Annotated in this window: 12 protein-coding genes and 1 riboswitch; of the genes, 3 read left to right on the forward strand and 9 right to left on the reverse strand. The window is 36.1% G+C overall.

The genetic code is table 11. The annotated features are described in order from the left end of the window. A riboswitch (purine riboswitch) is annotated at window positions 1-84 on the reverse strand. Window positions 85-451: 367 nt separating this feature from the next. The 7 genes from V7077_RS06555 to V7077_RS06585 form a co-directional block, all read right to left on the reverse strand. Next, window positions 452-2,584, reverse strand: coding sequence for a M56 family metallopeptidase (locus tag V7077_RS06555; protein WP_335499620.1), 2,133 nt, complete (start codon window positions 2,582-2,584; stop codon window positions 452-454). A gap of 1 nt (window position 2,585) precedes the next feature. After that, window positions 2,586-2,987, reverse strand: coding sequence for a BlaI/MecI/CopY family transcriptional regulator (locus tag V7077_RS06560; RefSeq protein WP_420489617.1), 402 nt, complete (start codon window positions 2,985-2,987; stop codon window positions 2,586-2,588). Window positions 2,988-3,181: 194 nt separating this feature from the next. After that, window positions 3,182-5,149: an acetate--CoA ligase gene (locus tag V7077_RS06565; RefSeq protein ID WP_335499624.1), complete on the reverse strand. Its 1,968-nt coding sequence runs from the start codon at window positions 5,147-5,149 to the stop codon at window positions 3,182-3,184. 442 nt (window positions 5,150-5,591) lie between these two features. After that, window positions 5,592-7,112, reverse strand: a complete 1,521-nt coding sequence (locus V7077_RS06570; RefSeq protein WP_335499626.1) for an ABC transporter substrate-binding protein — start codon at window positions 7,110-7,112, stop codon at window positions 5,592-5,594. Window positions 7,113-7,424: 312 nt separating this feature from the next. Continuing rightward, window positions 7,425-8,423, reverse strand: a complete 999-nt coding sequence (locus V7077_RS06575) for a LacI family DNA-binding transcriptional regulator (RefSeq protein WP_335499628.1) — start codon at window positions 8,421-8,423, stop codon at window positions 7,425-7,427. A gap of 167 nt (window positions 8,424-8,590) precedes the next feature. Further along, window positions 8,591-9,652 (reverse strand): TIM barrel protein, encoded by a 1,062-nt coding sequence (locus V7077_RS06580; protein WP_335499629.1) that lies wholly within the window; start codon window positions 9,650-9,652, stop codon window positions 8,591-8,593. 4 nt (window positions 9,653-9,656) lie between these two features. After that, on the reverse strand, window positions 9,657-10,118 hold the full coding sequence (locus tag V7077_RS06585; protein ID WP_335499630.1) for a C-glycoside deglycosidase beta subunit domain-containing protein: 462 nt from the start codon (window positions 10,116-10,118) through the stop codon (window positions 9,657-9,659). A 540-nt stretch (window positions 10,119-10,658) separates the two neighbouring features. Between V7077_RS06585 and V7077_RS06590 the strand changes: the two genes are divergently transcribed. Beyond that, window positions 10,659-11,174 carry a DoxX family protein gene (locus V7077_RS06590; protein WP_335499632.1) on the forward strand — a complete coding sequence of 172 codons (516 nt, stop codon included), beginning with the start codon at window positions 10,659-10,661 and terminating at the stop codon, window positions 11,172-11,174. A gap of 730 nt (window positions 11,175-11,904) precedes the next feature. Here V7077_RS06590 and V7077_RS06595 read toward each other — a convergent pair. Beyond that, complete coding sequence (locus V7077_RS06595; RefSeq protein WP_335499634.1) at window positions 11,905-13,563, reverse strand: PucR family transcriptional regulator; 1,659 nt, start codon at window positions 13,561-13,563, stop codon at window positions 11,905-11,907. A gap of 139 nt (window positions 13,564-13,702) precedes the next feature. On the opposite strand from V7077_RS06595, the gene V7077_RS06600 reads away from it, so the two are divergent. Continuing rightward, window positions 13,703-16,033 carry an arylsulfatase gene (locus V7077_RS06600; RefSeq protein WP_335499636.1) on the forward strand — a complete coding sequence of 777 codons (2,331 nt, stop codon included), beginning with the start codon at window positions 13,703-13,705 and terminating at the stop codon, window positions 16,031-16,033. 119 nt (window positions 16,034-16,152) lie between these two features. Next, window positions 16,153-17,406 (forward strand): anaerobic sulfatase maturase, encoded by a 1,254-nt coding sequence (locus tag V7077_RS06605; RefSeq protein WP_335499638.1) that lies wholly within the window; start codon window positions 16,153-16,155, stop codon window positions 17,404-17,406. On the opposite strand, the gene V7077_RS06610 is transcribed toward V7077_RS06605, so the two are convergent. Beyond that, entirely contained in the window at window positions 17,403-17,573 is a 171-nt protein-coding gene (locus V7077_RS06610; RefSeq protein ID WP_335499640.1) for a hypothetical protein, read from the reverse strand. The genes V7077_RS06605 and V7077_RS06610 overlap by 4 nt on opposite strands. Window positions 17,574-17,818 lie beyond the last annotated feature (245 nt).

The raw sequence follows: 17,818 nt of genomic DNA on the forward strand, positions 1-17,818 counted from the left end.
CTTCGTAATCAGGAATTTTGGTTCCTGGTAGAGACCTCCAAACCATATTATTGGAGTTATACGAAATTTTATTGAATTCATATACGCTTTTTAAAGGATAATAAAAATAGTTTAGGTTGTCAATATAATGAATAACACTGAAAAATCATTTTGTTTTTATAATTACAACCCGTTATTTCTCCCACTAACTGTAAGTGAACTACTAAAAACGTCACAGCAATTATCGAAACAATTGGGGTATACTCCGTGATTTTGTAAATTTAATTACCTTTTCTATTTCAACATTTCTACCTCCTTTTGTACTTAAAGAAAAAATCGTCCTTATCTACCAGACGATTTTTTCTTATATTTTAGGCATAATGCCAACTACTTATTTGAAGATGCCCAGTGATACTCTAGCTAACCCTTAACTTAAGTACCCTATATCACAATCATTGATGAGAACAATTACTTATTCTCTCCTTTGAATAAGTTGAGTAAAATAATCTTTAACTTCAGCAGGAAATCCTTGTTCGCCATATATAAACTTTTCTAATTCTATAACGTGTTCTCCGTCCAACTGGTGCAATACTCCAAACGTGTCGCCTTTTCCATTTTTATTCATCGCAACATCAAGGTCGTTTAGGAATTGTTTTATGTATTCAAACGTATTTTTCATCGACTTCATACTCTCTGCTGTATCAATACCTTGTTGTTTTTGAATAGATATCACATAAGAATAGTGTTGTTCCCATGCTATCAACCGTCGTAAATTTTCAAAATCATATGCAGCTTCAACTTTATAAGAAAAAGTGGACAATTTTCCAAATCCTTGACCTAATTGTTCGATCCTTTTGGAATATTCATTGATGTCGATTGTATTTTTAAATATGGCCGCTTGTTCCGAGATCAGTTTTTTCATTCTTGGGTCCAATCTACTCGATTCAACTTCCACGATTTTATAATTTTGACTATCATATTCCTTAAGTTCAGCAGGAAATTCTTGTTCGTGATAGGCAAACTTTTCTAATTCTATAACGTGTGCTCCGTCCAACTGGTGTAACACCCCATACGTGTCGCCTTTTACATTTTTATTCATGACAACATCAAGGTCGTTCAATATTTGTTTTACGTATTCCGGCACACGTTTCGCTCGAACGATTCCTTCATTTGTTTCATTATCTTGTTGTCGTTGTAATTGTTCCGAAGAAAAGTTAATGGTTGATCCCATTTGTATCAACGTTCGTAAATTTTCAAAATCGTAGGCAGCTTCTACTGTAGGATATCCAGTGTACTGATTGGCAAATTCCGACACTAAATGATCGAATTTCGCAGTGTATTCCTTGAAGTCGGTTGTATTCTTAAACTCTTCAGCTTGTTCTGCAATAAATTTTTTCAATCTTGGATCGAATCCATTCGTATCAGGATTCGCATTTGCTGTTTCTTTCGTTTCTGCTTGTTTTTCCTGCTTTTCATTTAAACTATCTGCATGTGCATTTAGTAAGGATAGCGATGAAATAATGATCACTACACCAATTCCAAGTATAGACCAACCATATGATTTCTTTTGAAATTTTTTAATCATAAAAATTCTCCTCTTTAAGATTCTTTTATTTCTACTTAAATTGGCCAAACTAGGTATTTGATAATTTTTTGAGTAGTGTTCTAAAAGACTTATAATGGTAAGTCCATACGGAATTTTTTCCTCTTCCTCCATAAACGTCAGTGCATATGCATCACATGCAAGTTCCTGATCCTCCCGCATACAAACATAGGCAAACCAAAGAATTGGATTAAACCAATTAAAGATTAGTAAACTATGCATTAGCCAATTAACACCAACATCACTTCGTTTGATGTGGGCTAACTCATGATAAAAAATATGTCGAAGTTGTTGATCCGATAGTTGACTAAGATAAACATTTGACAGTAATATCCTGGGGCGAAAAAAACCAAGTACTGTCGGACTAGATATTTTACCAGCTAAGAGTAATGGGATACTTTGCTGCACAGACATAGATTGCTTACAATTCTCAAAAACTTTAACAATCCGTTTATCCGTAATAACAGGTTGTTTTTGTATGTATCGGTGTAATTGTCGATTGATTAGATAAGTTACGAAACCTAATCCAATAACGCCTGCTAACCATGTGTATAAAGCAATAGTATGTAAGGAAATTGATTCCTCTTTTTGCTTCTCAAGAGGAACTGTTGATTCTGTTTTACTATTCTTAGTTGTTTGTTCTGAATCAGTAGAGAAGCGTTCCTCTTCTGTGACTGCGCTCGTATCAGATACATCCGTTGTTGTTTCTTGATTAGATTCGTTTTCTGAAGATACTACTGGGTGGCTTTGAATGGAAACGGCCTTTTCATAACTTCTTGAAAGAATAGAATAAATACTATACGAACTATCTGGTGACCACGGTAGTAGGAGCCGCACAATTAAAATCATCCAAAGTAAAAAGTGCCATCTTGGGGTAAGCCTGTTTCTTAATAAGATTTTAACACCTATGATGAGTGCAACAAGTATACTTGACATAATAGTTGTTTCTATTACCCAGTCAAATAATCGAGGAAGATAGCTGTCTAACAAAATATCTAACATTTTACCTTTCCTTCCTCTGATTCTCTTCTGTCTTCTGATCTAGTATTCGTTTGAGTTCGTTAATGTCTTCTGGAGATAGTTTTTCTTCTTTCAAGAAATTTACAAGTAACGGTTTAAAGGCCGCACCATAGAAACGTTTGAGAAATGATCTTGTTTCTACTTGTATATAACTATCTTGAGAGACCAAAGGAAAATATTCATACATCCGCCCTTTTTCTTGATGATAAGAAACCGCTTCTTTTTGTACTAATCTGTTAATTAGCGTTCGGATCGTTTTCGGTTTCCAGTCCATCGTTAATTCAAGCTTTTCAATAATCTCATTCGCTGTTTGAGGAGCTTTTTCCCAAAGAACTTTCATAATTTCCAATTCGGCTTCTGATATTTTATGTAATTCTTTCATAATTTTGAATAAACCTCCTGTATTACAAATGTAATCCACCTGTTTATATTACATTTGTAATCTATTAGTGTCAACCATATTTTGGGTATTAATTTGATAAAAGCACCATTTCGTAAAATAAGAAGAGACTCACGATACTACGTGAGCCTCACTAGTTTTATAAATATTATGGATACCCATTCAATTGCATTATCGAATTACTTTACAGTATATCTTTCATTAATAATATTTTGAATTTGTGCTACAGTTGCTGGATCTTCAAGCCCTGTGATGTCACCTGAGACCTGTCCTGACATGAAAATCTCCTTTAATAAGCGGCGCATAATCTTTCCGCTAACTGTTTTCGGGAGTGTTTCTGTGAAAATAATTGTTTTGGGCAGAGCAATTTTTCCGATAAGCTGGATAATCCGTTCATTTATTTTTTCTTTTAAAATATCTGTCCCTAGCGAAGGGTCATTTACCCGGGCAAATACAAGCGGTACCTCTCCTTTAATTTCATCTGGTACACCAATGACAGCTGCTTCAGCCACCCCTTCACATTCAAGCACCGCACTTTCAATTTCCATTGTACTTAAGCGATGCCCGGCAACATTGAAGGCATCATCAGAACGACCTACCACCCATACATAGCCATCCTCATCAATTAGAGCCAAATCACTAGCAAAATAGCTGCCTTCTACTTGGCTAAAGTAAGAGGAAATGTAGCGCTCCGGTTCCTTCCATAGCGTGCGGCAAAGCATTGGAAATGGTTTTCTAATAATTAAATTTCCTAATGTCCCCGGTTTCACTGGATTTCCCTCTTCGTCCACTACTGCAATATCAGCTCCTAAAAATTGCATTCCGGCAGATCCAGGTTTCATTGGGGTTAACCATGCTGCGCCAGCAATTGGACATCCGGCTGTTTCCGTTTGTCCCCATGTATTATTGACACATATCTTTTTCTTACCTAGTACTTCATACGTCCATTGCCATGAATCCGGATCAAAAGGTTCACCAACTAGCGAAATGACATCCAGGCATGACAAATCAAATTGATCCAAAACTTTTTCACCTAAACTCTTTAACATCCGCAATGCGGTTGGAGCGGTAAACAATTTATTAACACGGTATTTCTCAACCACCTGATAAAATCTGTCCTTTGTTGGATAGTCCATTGCTCCTTCATATACGACCGTGGTGACTCCATTTGCTAATGCACCCGCAATGCCCCAAATATGCATTGTCAACCAGCCAATATCCGCCGTACACCAAAAAACATCGTCATCATGATGGTCCATATGATATTTGCTATAAATATAATTTTGGATGACAAAGGCCATCCCTGAATGAACGACACCCTTTGGCTTTCCGGTTGTGCCGCTCGTATAAAACACAATTCCATATTCATTGGCTTCTAGCCTCTCCGGTTCACAATGGATACTTGCCTTTTTCGTTAAATCCTCCCACCAGAAATCACGTCCTTCTTTCATATTGATTTCTGTGTTTAGGCGGTTTACCACAATCACCGCTTCAATAGATGGAATATCTGGAATGACTGTATCTACTTTCTCTTTCAAGCAAACCTTATTTCCCCGTCTTGTTGTAGCGTCCGTCGTCACGATAATTTTTGGCTCAAAACTAACGAGACGGTCCTTCAAAGATTTTTCAGAGTAACCTGAAAAAACGGTATTGTAAATGGCCCCAATCCGAAAACATGCAAGCACCGAAATTATCGCTTCAGCCAAATTAGGAAGGAAAATGGCCACACAATCCCCTTTTTTCACACCGAAGGAACGGAGAACATTAGCAAAACGGTTTACTTCAGCTAGCAGCATATTATATGTAAAAAACTTCGTGTCACCGTTTTCCCCTTCCCAAATGAGTGCCGTCCGATTTCCTGCACCGTGTTCCACATGGCGGTCAAGTAAGTTTATACAAGGGTTGCTTATACCACCTTCGAAAAAACGAAAATCAGGAAGACTTCCACTCATTGTTTTTTGCCATGGTTCATACCAAACTAGTTCTTTTGCCACATCACTCCAAAAAGCCTCGGGATCTTGTTGGGATTTTTGAAGAAGTTCTTGAAAGGCTTTACTGCTCCCAATTGATGTATTTAATAGTTTTTCTTCGCTTGGATAAACAAGTTTACTTTCTGCTACAACCTTTAAAATCCCACTAACATCCATCTGAATCCCCCTAAAATGAAATATTAGAAGCCTATCGTTTAACGCATAAGTTTCTTATTCATCTGTTGCACTATTGAAAGATAACACACTTCTCCTTCATATATATTCATATATATGCCAAGTTATGGAGAAAACTAGGGCAAAAATTTATAGAAAAATGTAACTCCCTTTTAAAATGAATAGTGTATGAAAACGCTTTAATTTTGTGGTATTCAAAATTCATCGTAGAGAATAGATGCAACACCTCCTTCCACAATTCTATTAAATGGTAACATCAATAAAAAATTAACATAAATATTCTGAATTTTCAATACCTTCATTAAGAAGAAAATCATTCTAGCATTCTTTTAAAAATTAAAAAAGAGAGCTGTAACCCCCTAGAGGCTGCAGCTCTTCTCTTATTACAAGTCAATACCCAGGCCTAGCTAGGCCTAAAATCTTACTATTTCTGTTTTTCCCACTTATCAAGTTGCTTTTGCTTTTCTTTAATAATCTTATCCATACCTGCTGCTTTTAGTTTTTCTTGGAATTTTGGCAATTCCGTTTCTGGATCAACCAAACCATCTTCTAATGCGCCCTTATACTGATTGATAACGTTTGATACAGCAGCAACTTCAGTTTTAACTGCCGAAGAGTCAAATAAGAAACCAAGAGCATTGGATGCTTTTGCGTTTTTATTAAAGGAGTCCATTTCTTTCCAAAGATTTGGAGAGTCACCTTTCCAAATATAAGATAGAAATTGGTTACCGAATTGAAAACCTGAGTTAAGCGCATAACCTGTATTGTTTGCATCAACTCCCTGTGGGTAATCAATCACACCGGTATCTGTTTTCAGATAATGTTTTCCTTCAATTCCCCAATCGATCAAATTGACTAAATCCTTGTCGGAATACAATAAGTTAAGTAATTCCACGGATTTTTGGGGATTTTCGGCAAACTGTGGAACCGCCCACATAAAACTAGTTACTGTTTGAGTGTCGGATATGATTGGTGTTAATGGAACACTTACAACTTCTGATCCAACATTCTTTGATACTTGACCATCAATGCCCGGTTTTGAACTTCCCATGAAGGCGAATATTTTCTTTGCCTTCATAAGGGATTCGGCGGATTCCTTGTTAGTAGCTGCACCAGGTAAAATATATCCTGCTTTATACCACTTTCTTGCCACTTTTACTAATTCTGAATATTCGTTGGACTCGTAATAATTACTAACCTTTAATTTTGATGAATCAAGGAGTACACCAAGATTATCCCCTAGCGGATCACCCTCCGGAAGAAATAGTCCATCAACAATTGTTGCAGCCCCAACTTGTCCAGGCATTAATGGAGAAACGCCAGGTTCATTTTCTTTAATGGTTTTTAAAACCGCTTCTACGTCTCCCAAGGATTTTATTTTACTAATATCGATATTATATTTATCTACTAAATCTTTTCTCATGATTAGACTTCGATTTACAGCCAAATCTCTTATTGTCGGAATACCATAAGTTTTTCCGTTAATTTTACCGGCACTGATAAATTGTTCTCCCAGAGAATCAGATATACCTTTACCATATTTTTCAATTAATTGATCTAATGGAAGAAGCTGTCCCTTTACAGACTGTCCAGAATAATCTAAAAAACTAGGAATATTACCTGTTATAAGTAAATCTAGCTTTTCCTTACTTGATAACATCAGATTCGTTTGCTGTGTATATTGACTGGCATTAATAGGAAGTAATTTAACGGTTGCGTTAATTTTTTCTTTCGTCAATTTATTAATTTCAGTTTGAACCAATTCCAAATCCTTTGGCGGAGGACCAAAAGCCAAAAAGGCCATGGTTAATTCGACCGTTTTACTATCTTCATTAGCTGTTTGATCTTTTTTGTTTTCACTTGAGGTCTTGGTGTTGTTACTACAGGCAGCAAGAAGGATCATGATAGAAATAATGATAGAGAAGAAGCTGTATTTCTTTTTCATTTTTTACCCCCACAATGATTATTTTTTATCTTTTTGATCATCTAAACTTAGTAACTGCCAATAATTCCCCCTTCGTGGATTGAAAGCGTTTTATGTAACTTTAAATCTAATATAGCATCTAGTTTTCAGTAAAACAATATATTATTTTCATATTTTTCATTAATTTTCTAAATATTTTCAATTAATTTCAGTTATTATTTCGGTTATTCTCAGAAAACATAAGCAAATGAATTCACTAATTATTAAAATAAAAAAACCTGGATAAGAGATCATATCCAGGCTTTTAATAATATTTAATTGAGGTTTGATTGATTATGAAACGGTTGATCCGCGTTTAAGAAGTTTATGCTCAATTAATACTCTTCTGCCCGTAGAAATTTCACCTTTCATAATACTTTCAAGCATTCTCATCGATTCGTAGCCAATTTCATAAAAAGGTTGATCAACAGTGGTTAGCTTTGGATTGGTCATTTCTGAAATTTCCTGATTATCGAAACCACAAACGGCAATATCCTCTGGAATGCGATATCCTGCATCTTTAAATGTATTTAAACAAGCTACAGCCGAATTATCTGTTACACAGAAAACACTATCAAATGGAATTTGTTGTTCCAATAATTTTGTTGCCGATTGGGCACCGCTCTCATAACTGTTGTCACTATACTTCACTAACTTTGGATTAAATGTGATACCGTTGTCTTCCAATGCTCTACGATAACCTATCAATCGATCTTTAGAAAAGTTTGTGGAAATACAACCTTCTCCCTCTTCAATTCCCATACCAACAAAAGCAATCTTTCTTTTTCCTGTCTCAATTAAATGAGAGACTGCATGATACGCAGCATTTACATCATCTACTGTAACTGCATATGCATTTGGGATAGAGGTATACTGACTGCATTGCACAACGGGAACGGTGCCACTTATTTCTTGAAGCTCTTGTTCACTAAATAACATATTTAAAATGATTAACCCACCTAATTGCCCTTTTGGTAAGAAACTCCAAGGCTGTGAGCTTTTCGCTTCACTTGCATGATAGCTTATCATGATCTCATAACCATGTTGTACTCCAAAATCCTGTATTCCAGCAATAATATCATGAATGATAGCTGCTGCAAGGACAACAATTACTTTTTTTTCACTATTTTTTTCAGTTCGAACGGTGGTTTTAGGAACATACCCAAGCTCCTCAATCGCTTTTAATACTTTATCTCTTTTTTCTTTTGTCACTATGTAATTACTATTTAAAACACGAGAAACCGTTGCAACAGATACCCCTGCCTTCTTCGCAACATCTATAACAGTAACCATTTTATCACCTGTTTTTCTGTAAATACCTCAGGCTTTTTCAGCCAGTTTTGAATTAATAGTACCACAACACTTTGCAGTTATAAAGTATGGGTTTCAAAAACGTTTATTTACAAAAAAAATGGAAGTCCGTTTTCAAACGGACCTCCATGGTATGAACAAAACTGACCCTATATCTTTTCACCAATTAATCTTGAAAGCATCTCCTGATGACGTCTTACTTGATCAACCTCATTAGCCAAAAACTCAATACCTCTATCTTGCTGATCTCTTTGACCTTCATATTCAGAGTTTATATAACCATTAAACCCATTTTCCTTTAAATATTTAATAGGAGTTTCATAATCAATAGCAAGATCTTCATAACAGCCTGGCTTACCAGGGATTTCTGTCATATTGTAGAACTTTCCATGCATACTTACGATGTATGGGATAATATCTATTAAATCTTCTGGATCTCCTGATGATTGACTAAGACTCATTCTTTCAATAGTTGACAAATCAAGTTTATGATTAGGATACGTTTCACCTAATACTTTGACAATATCGTCTAAGCCATAATTTTTACCGTTTTCTAATAGAAAATCAATGGTTTCTGGAATATCGGCATGTCTTTTTGCATAATCAATTGCTACTTGTGATGGTGAATGTTGGAAAATCCCAAAATCAGGTACTAATCCAATATGCTTACTACCTGTACGATCCGCAAGTTCAATAATTTGCTCTGCCATTCTAAAATCAAGTGCTCCTGCCATTCCTATTTTAGGTTGTACCCTTTTTCCTGGCTTAATAGGAAGTGGTGCATGAATTTCTTTTCCAATTCTCACATCATATTTTTCTGCCGTTTCAAGTGCCATTTCAATTACTTCTATTGGAACAAGGCAAAGCGGACGCACATTTTTAAACCCTAATTTAGCAGCAATTTTAATATCATTTTTTAATCTTTCTGCCGCCTCTCTATGTGTCATAATATGATCTCTAAATTGATGTACATCTAGATAAATATCCATTGTGACTGCATTCATATTATATCTTGCCATTTCATTATTCCAATCAAATATAAACTGTTCAGATGGAAATGGATAATCTCTAATTATGGCTTCATCAATAATCTCAATACCATCTGTTTTAAGATTATCGTGAACCTCCTTAATCATATCTTTCCAATTCATTTGTTTAAAAAATTGCGCTTGCTGATAACTATATAGTGAGACCCCTCTTTTAATGGACATATTATCATCTCCGTTCCTGTAATTCTAAATCAAATGAACAAATATTTGCCGTCTTTCCCGAACCTGCCCCTTTTCCTGGAACCGGTGGATTATTTAACCATTCCTCATCCCATGGCATGTAACCATATGCTGCTAAAACAGATTGTTGTAGCTTAATAGTATGCATTCCAGGTGTTAACCCACCTTCTTTTTTTACATAAACATACCCTTCATCATCATAATTCCAATGTTCCCAAACACACTTCTTAATTTCTTCAAAATCTCTTGGCTCTTTATCATTTATTTCAAACTTTTGCAAATCTTTTGGATATTCAACCCCATCACATTCAATATAATATCCATTGTGTAAAGACAAGAAACAACCTCTATAATCTGCTATACGAACTGCAAATTTAAATCCAATAACTCTATCATCTTTATATACATTTTCAAGACTATCATTTCTAATTAAAAAATTATCAAACATTATTATTCTCCTTTCATATTAACTCTTTTTTCTATCTGTTTTAATTTTACCTTATTGTTTTCAGAAAATAAATATATCATTATTCTATTTACATATTTTTTCATAACTTTTTTCATATGTTACATTAAGATTTTACATTTTAGGTTAAATATTTGATGCATCTTTTTATCATTACATGATTAACCTAATCAAAGGTGTGTTATCTGGTACCTTGACTTTCAAAACGATAGTTAGAACGCTCTTATCGCATTCGGTCTCAATTTTTCCATAGACGGTCTTATAATTTGTTATGCAAACATAAGACTACTTTCCTACACGGTTTCCCGGTTAAAAGTTACACATGATAAAATTTGTTATTGTACAGGTCGTAGTTCATTAACCGTAACAAATCAGTTAAATGAATATGCTTAACACTTTGTTCACAGAGATTTGAACTGTTTGTGAATTGTTATACAAACTCCTTTTAATTCAAGATAATCGGATTATAATAACAGTGTAATCAAGTTACAAATACTAATTAATATAAAAGGGGTCTTTAAAATGATGAACAAAATTTTGAGAGAAAACAAGATCGTTGCCGGTATTTTAACTGTCTTACGTTTATATTTAGGATATGAGTGGATGACAGCAGGCTATCACAAACTCACAGGCGGATTTGATGCAAGTGGATTTTTAAAAGGAGCCATCGCGAATCCGGTTAAAGGTCCGGAAGGAAATGTATTATATGGCTGGTATGTTGACTTCCTGCAGCACTTGGCATTACCAAACGCACACATTTTCAATACAATCGTTCCATTAGGTGAATTCCTTGTAGGTCTTGGATTAATTCTCGGCTGCCTAACTACAGCCGCCGCATTCTTCGCTCTCGTCATGAACTTCGCGTATATGTTTGCAGGGACTATTTCTAGCAACCCAATGGACATTTTACTTGGCGTGTTTATTATCGCAGCCGGCTACAATGCAGGTCGCATCGGTTTAGACCGTTGGGTGATCCCATTTATCACTAAATTTGCTGCAAAAAATAATAACACAGATCATGTTAAGCGCAGCGCTTAACATAACTTTCGAAATAATCAAAAAAAGAAGACTAAGTCCTGAACTATAACCCGAATAAAGAACACTTAAAAAAAGGCCCTTATTCGGGTTTTTTGTGTCCCCAGGATTAAAGCCCGTTTATAATCATTTAGAGAATATAACCGGAGGAAAGTTAAGATGAGTAAAATTATATTTACTGTGATACAGATGAGGGTATTAGAGAGTAATCCAAATGTGTATCTGGTTTTCACAAAGTGTGGAATTACTAGGATGGTAAAATACCTCTGTAAGATGGCAAGAGTAAGCCGGAGTGGATTTTACGCATGGATTAATGCTGAAAACCAATTGGGGTTAAATAAAATAACTCCGGCGAAATACCGGAGTCATTTACTAGCTGCATAAAAAGGTCTTTTTTAAACTGTCCACTTTATGGGCCACAGTTCAGCAACCTTTCAGGAAAAATTCGAATTCCTTCAAGGTTGCTGATGCTGACTTGATTTTCTGATTCATAAATGGTCCTTTCTTCCATTCAATTTATAATAACGATTTTCATTTTCCCTAGCTTGATTGAATGTGAATACCACCCATTTTTTTCACTTAAACAGGGTAGAATGTATCTTATCACAGGAGCTACATAAAATATATTTACTTGGAGAACTATGTCTTTATACATTTGCCCCAAAATCCCTTAGTGATATAAAGATTCAGTCAGAATCATTTTTCTATTTCAAAAGATAATCTACCCCTCCAATTAAGAAAGGTCTTCACCAAGGAACTCTAATATCTTAAAAGAAAGATAGATACTAAAAATATCCTCGATATTACTTAAATTGATATTCATTATTTCTTCTATTTTGCCTATACGGTAGTATAAAGTATTTCTATGAACATTCATGGCGGTTGCCAGTTCGGATTGGCTTTTGATATTCATGATATAAGAATAAAGACTTTTAACGTAATCTGTCTTCCGTTTACGGTCATAATCAATTAATTCAAAGAGTGAGGGATGACATAATTCTTTAAGAGACTCCTGACCTGAACATAAATTAAAGATATGCTGCAGGATATAATCATCATAGAAAAACAAAACTTTCTCTTTATGCGCTCGTCTTCCTGCATTAATTGATTTAAGTGATTGTTGGTAATATTTTTTCAAATCTAATAGATCGGTAAATGGGCGGCTTATCCCGATAACCATATCGGTTTCTTGCATTATTTCATTTAATTTGTCTAGTTGAACTTCACTGAAGGCCTCATGATGATTCAATAATACTACCATTCTTCCCTCATATAAGACACATGCCACCATATCAAATACACGATCAAAAAACCCTCTAAAATGATTAAAAGAATAATCGGATATCTCTTTATCATTAGAAGAAAGCGTAAGGATTCGAAGACTACTATTCATTTCCCAGCCACTTAGACGAAGTCTTTCTTTAATCGTTTCTCGATCCTTGATTTTCTCATCAAGAAAATCCACAATTAATAATTCTTTTTTGTTTACACTTAAGTTTTCATAATATCTATTTCTTTGTAGATGCAAAGAAATGGCGTCACTTAAACGTCCGATCAGCGCTATATCCCTTTCAGTAAAAGGCTTGAAGGCTTCCAGTACAACGACATGGCCAATGTTTTTATGATTAATATAAATATTAGACCATACCCGCGGGATGGTTACTTTTGATATTTCAAAAAAAACTGGTTTTACAATAAAACTCATATTTTGCTTTAATCCCGTTTTCATGATTTCGATTTGATAAGATTCGTATTCCCTTTTCTCTATGCTATTGTTTAGATGTTTAAAATAAACTGGCACTTTAACATTATGAACCGTACTTAGGAAGCCATTTTTCAAAAGAAACTGTAAATCGTTATAAGTTTGGTAGCCTTTGGAAACGACTTTATTCCATATATAATCATCTAAGATAACATTTTGAGTGAAAGCAAGGATTTTGAAATTCTCATCCCGAACAAAAATGGGATTGCCGATCATATCAGAAGCCGTATCAACAAGTACTTGGAGATCTTTGCCTTCTGAAAGAATACTAAACAACTTGGACGAATGATCATTTAATTTTTGATACTCAGAGGTAATCTCCAGGATTTCGTTAAAAACAGAAATCTTGCAATGACCAATTAAAGAAATGATATTCAGACTTTGATTAGTAATGAGCCATTCAGGGATAGCATTTTCTGAAACCAAGAGAAGATTGGTACGACTCAAGCTAACGTGCTCGATTGGTAGATTACTAGTTTCTGCTATATATAAAGTATTCGGATCAAAAGAGGTATGATTTTTTTCCATCAGCTTAACCGCCTTGATAACGGCTATCTCTTCATTGTTCAAATGAATCTTCGGTTGATGGTGAGCTAACTTTTCCAAAAAAATATCAATATGTATTTCCATAACTTCCTCCAATTCCTTTGTGGATGTGCACAAACCTTAAAGGTGATCATTTAAACATATGTACATTGTTAGGATGAAACACAGATGATAGCTTATTAATAGAAAGAAAATTCCAAAAAAATAAAAAAGGAGTGTTGAAATGAAAAAGAAGAGAAATCGTCCTAAAACGATTATGAAAGCGCTTGCTATAAGTTCAACAGTAGCGCTCACAGCAAGTATGACAGGATTTGTTACGGCTAGTCAAGCGGAAAAAACAAGCACAAAACCAAAGGATCCTACAAACGATAGTTCGAGTACGATTGTGAAAAATCAATCTACATATACTAATGGAGAGAGAAAGCCTAATGTAATCTACATTGTTCTTGATGATATTGGTTTCTCTGATATTGGGGCCTACGGGTCCGAAATCAAAACTCCAAATATTGATCAGCTAGCGTCTGATGGTCTGCGCTACAATAACTTTAATACCACCCCGCTGTCTTCACCAACACGTGCGTCCTTGCTAACGGGAAGAGAAAACAATTCAGTCGGGATGGGAAATGTGGCAAATGTCTCGTTAGGACCAGACAGACCCAATATGCAAGGCAGTGTCACCGATGCTGCTGGAACCATAGCTGAGATTGTCAAAGAAAAGGGTTACAATACGTTTGGTGTTGGAAAATGGCATCTCGCACCTCTTTATACCGCAACACCTGCCGGTCCGTATGATTACTGGCCATTATCTAAAGGGTTTGAGAAATACTATGGATTTATGGATGGTGAAACCTCTCAATTCGCTCCACAGCTAGTAAATGGAAATGAAATGATAGATCTCCCAAAAACGGAGGATTATAACCTGAATGATGATTTACTTGCACATGCCAAAAAGTATATTACCGATCAAGTATCGATTTATCCGGACAAGCCTTTCTTCATGAACTATGCATTTGGAACAGGCCATTCTCCTATTCAGGTACCTGAAGAATATATTGATAAGTACAATGGGGTTTATGATAAAGGCTGGGATAAAATTCGCGAGGAGCGTTTTGAGCATCAAAAAGAACTCGGCATCATCCCAGAGAATACAACTCTTACTTCGGACTCAAATGTAAAGAAATGGGACAGTCTTACTGCTGATCAAAAGAAGTTATATGTGAAATTTATGCAGGCATATGCTGGATATATCACACAAGCAGATGAAGAAGTTGGGAAGTTAGTAAACTATCTTAAGGGAATTGGACAGTATGATAATACAATGATCGTGCTTATTGGGGATAACGGAGCGACCGATTCAGGCGGTCCGGATGGTACAGATAGCTTTTTTAGCAGCTTAACGGCAGGCAGACAACCGACAACAGAAGATCTTATGCCGAAGTATAATCTAATTGGCGGCCCAGATATGCAAGCTTTATACCCTAAAGGATGGGCGCAAGTATCAAATACGCCTTTCAATACTTATAAGGGAAGCGTCTACGGAGGTGCGCTCCGAAATCCGCTGATCATCACATGGCCAAAAGGGATTACCGATAAGGGAGAAATACGGAGACAGTATGTACATGTGACAGATATTACCCCTACCGTTCTTGACATCCTTAAATATGAGGTGCCAGAGATGATTGATGGGGTTGAGCAGATGCCGATGTACGGGGCTAGTATTGCTAGCACTTTTAACGATGCGAATGCTCCTGAGGTTAGGAAAACAGCGATTTCGTATTTCCAGCCAAACCGGGCCATCTATCATGAAGGTTGGAAAGCGATCGCAAAACATAAGAACGGTACCTCCTTTGATGATGATATTTGGGAACTATACAACGTTAAGGAAGATTTCTCAGAATCCAAAAATCTCGCGGACAAAGAACCTGATAAACTAGCAGAACTTCAAAAACTATTTATGTCTGAGGCAGCAAAATATAAAATCTTGCCATTGAAAGAAAGCAGCCCTAATGACATGGGGTATATCAAAGAAGATTCAGCTGCAAACCGGAACAACTTCAAATATTACCCAGGTACAGGATTGGTCACTCCTAACGCTGCACCGCCAGTAAATACAAGCAGTTTTACGATTACCGTGCCTGTGACTAGAGAAAATGCTTCGAATTCTGGCGTTCTTGTCGCCATGGGAGATGAAATCGGAGGATACACCCTTTATATCAAAGAAAACAAGCTTACATTCCTTTACGATAAATTCGATTCGATCTCCAAAATAACTTCTACTAAGAATGTGCCACTTGGTAAATCAGAAATTAAGTTAGACTTCAAGCGAACTAGTATGGCTGGGGGTATCGGAACGCTCTATATCAATGGACAGAAGGTTGGAGAAGGTCAAATTCAAACCACCCCTCTTGTTACGATTGAAGGAATGAGTATTGGAAAAGATGCACTAAATCCAGTCGCTCAAGAGTATAAAAAATTAGGAGATTTCGCTTTTACAGGGAAGTTTGATTACGTTCAATTTGATGTTACGAAGTTTATCCCAGGGACTGCGCATTAATAAAAATTGAAAGGTGCATGGGAAAGCCTTCATAAAAACAACAAGGCTGCCCCATGCCTTCTTTTTATCACCACTATGATAATGAATTATTCCCTACTTAAGGAGTTGACCACAAATAAATGCAAAAAGAACTAATTGGAACAGGATTTCACGTTTTGTCAAAGCCTGCGGGCCCTATTTGCAATATTGATTGCAATTACTGCTTTTATACGGAGAAAGAAGCATTATTTCCAAAAAAGAACAATTTCCGAATGTCAGATGAAGTTCTTGAAAAATTTATAAAAACGTATATCTCGTCACAGGATATCCCTGAAATTCAGTTTGTATGGCAAGGTGGGGAGCCAACCCTCGTTGGGCTGGATTATTATCGTAAAGTTGTTTCATTGCAAGCAAAATATGCAGGAGGCAAGAAAATTATTAATTCATTACAAACGAATGGAATTCGCCTCAATGATGAGTGGTGTACTTTTCTGAAGGAAAATGTTTTTTTAGTAGGTCTCAGTTTGGATGGTCCAGAGAACTTACATGATTACTATAGAGTGGATAAGAAGGGAAATCCAACCTTCTCAAAGGTTCTTGCGGCACTTAACTTACTGAAAGAATATGAGATTCCATTTAATGTACTCGTTAGTGTGACGAGAGAGTCTTCAAGAAAGCCACTGGAAGTCTATCATTTTTTAAAAAACCAGGGAGTAGAATTTATTCAATTTAACCCGATTATTGAGAGAACACCTGATGAGATGGCCGTCAAAATTGGACTTAGACATGCTACACCACAAGCAAATCATGCTGAGGGGCAAAAAGATTTAGTTACTGATTTTAGTGTAGAACAGGGAGCTTTCGGAAACTTTCTTACTGAAATCTTTGATGAATGGGTTCGAAATGACGTTGGTACTGTACACGTCATGAACTTCGAGTGGGCACTTGAGTCCTGGTTAGGACTGCCGTCAACCGTTTGCATTTTTTCAGAAGAATGCGGGAATGCATTGGCAATCGAGCATAATGGGGATATTTATTCCTGCGACCATTATGTTTATCCGGATTACCATTTAGGGAATGTTTTAGAACAAAACCTAAAGGGAATGGTGGAGTCGAACAAACAGAAAGCCTTTGGGCAAAACAAGAAAAGCTCCCTTCCCAAGCAATGTAGGGAATGTGAGGTCAAATTTGCCTGCCACGGCGAATGCCCTAGACATCGATTTGTGCGGACACACGATAATGAACCCGGACTGAGTTATCTTTGTTCTGATTATAAGCACTACTTTCATCATATCCACCGTTACATGAAGGTCATGGTCCAGTTAATAGAAAATGGACTTCCTGCTTCAAAGGTAATGGATGTGATTAAAGCTCCGATTGTGATAGCAAATTAATAAACTTTATTTTCGCTTGGAGAATTTGTGTTATTACACGATTCTCCTTCTATTTTTGCGTCAGGAAAGCATTTTTCAAATTTATACTTTTCTAATGCAAAATCAGTAACAAGAATGGTATTCAAGAAATCCCATATTCCTGGTGCGCCGCCTCCAGATACTGTCATTGAGGACGGCTCCGATTAATTTTTAGCTATTGTTTTTACTTTCTTTGGCAGCTCTTTTCCTGTCTTTTTTACTTTGTTCAAACTCTGCTCCAAACTCTGTATCGGCTCCCTTACTTCCTCCAGTATGAGGCTGATTTCGATACTCATTGCAAATGCTAATAAGCCGTAGCTCTCCCTATTCCTTTCCTTCGACAGTTATAAGGACTTCATAACTGCCGTAGCTCTTCCTATTCCCTTCCTTAGAC

It is taken from the genome of Neobacillus vireti (genome assembly GCF_036962465.1).
GTDB lineage: Bacteria > Bacillota > Bacilli > Bacillales > Cytobacillaceae > Neobacillus > Neobacillus vireti_B.

What these genes read in the sequence shown, in the direction of transcription:
- V7077_RS06595 (WP_335499634.1), bottom strand. Translation starts at nt 13,563, where the DNA reads ATGGAAATACATATTGATATTTTTTTGGAAAAGTTAGCTCACCATCAA.
- V7077_RS06585 (WP_335499630.1), bottom strand. Translation starts at nt 10,118, where the DNA reads ATGTTTGATAATTTTTTAATTAGAAATGATAGTCTTGAAAATGTATAT.
- V7077_RS06580 (WP_335499629.1), bottom strand. Translation starts at nt 9,652, where the DNA reads ATGTCCATTAAAAGAGGGGTCTCACTATATAGTTATCAGCAAGCGCAA.
- V7077_RS06565 (WP_335499624.1), bottom strand. Translation starts at nt 5,149, where the DNA reads ATGGATGTTAGTGGGATTTTAAAGGTTGTAGCAGAAAGTAAACTTGTT.
- V7077_RS06600 (WP_335499636.1), top strand. Translation starts at nt 13,703, where the DNA reads ATGAAAAAGAAGAGAAATCGTCCTAAAACGATTATGAAAGCGCTTGCT.
- V7077_RS06605 (WP_335499638.1), top strand. Translation starts at nt 16,153, where the DNA reads ATGCAAAAAGAACTAATTGGAACAGGATTTCACGTTTTGTCAAAGCCT.
- V7077_RS06575 (WP_335499628.1), bottom strand. Translation starts at nt 8,423, where the DNA reads ATGGTTACTGTTATAGATGTTGCGAAGAAGGCAGGGGTATCTGTTGCA.
- V7077_RS06570 (WP_335499626.1), bottom strand. Translation starts at nt 7,112, where the DNA reads ATGAAAAAGAAATACAGCTTCTTCTCTATCATTATTTCTATCATGATC.
- V7077_RS06590 (WP_335499632.1), top strand. Translation starts at nt 10,659, where the DNA reads ATGATGAACAAAATTTTGAGAGAAAACAAGATCGTTGCCGGTATTTTA.
- V7077_RS06555 (WP_335499620.1), bottom strand. Translation starts at nt 2,584, where the DNA reads ATGTTAGATATTTTGTTAGACAGCTATCTTCCTCGATTATTTGACTGG.
- V7077_RS06610 (WP_335499640.1), bottom strand. Translation starts at nt 17,573, where the DNA reads ATGACAGTATCTGGAGGCGGCGCACCAGGAATATGGGATTTCTTGAAT.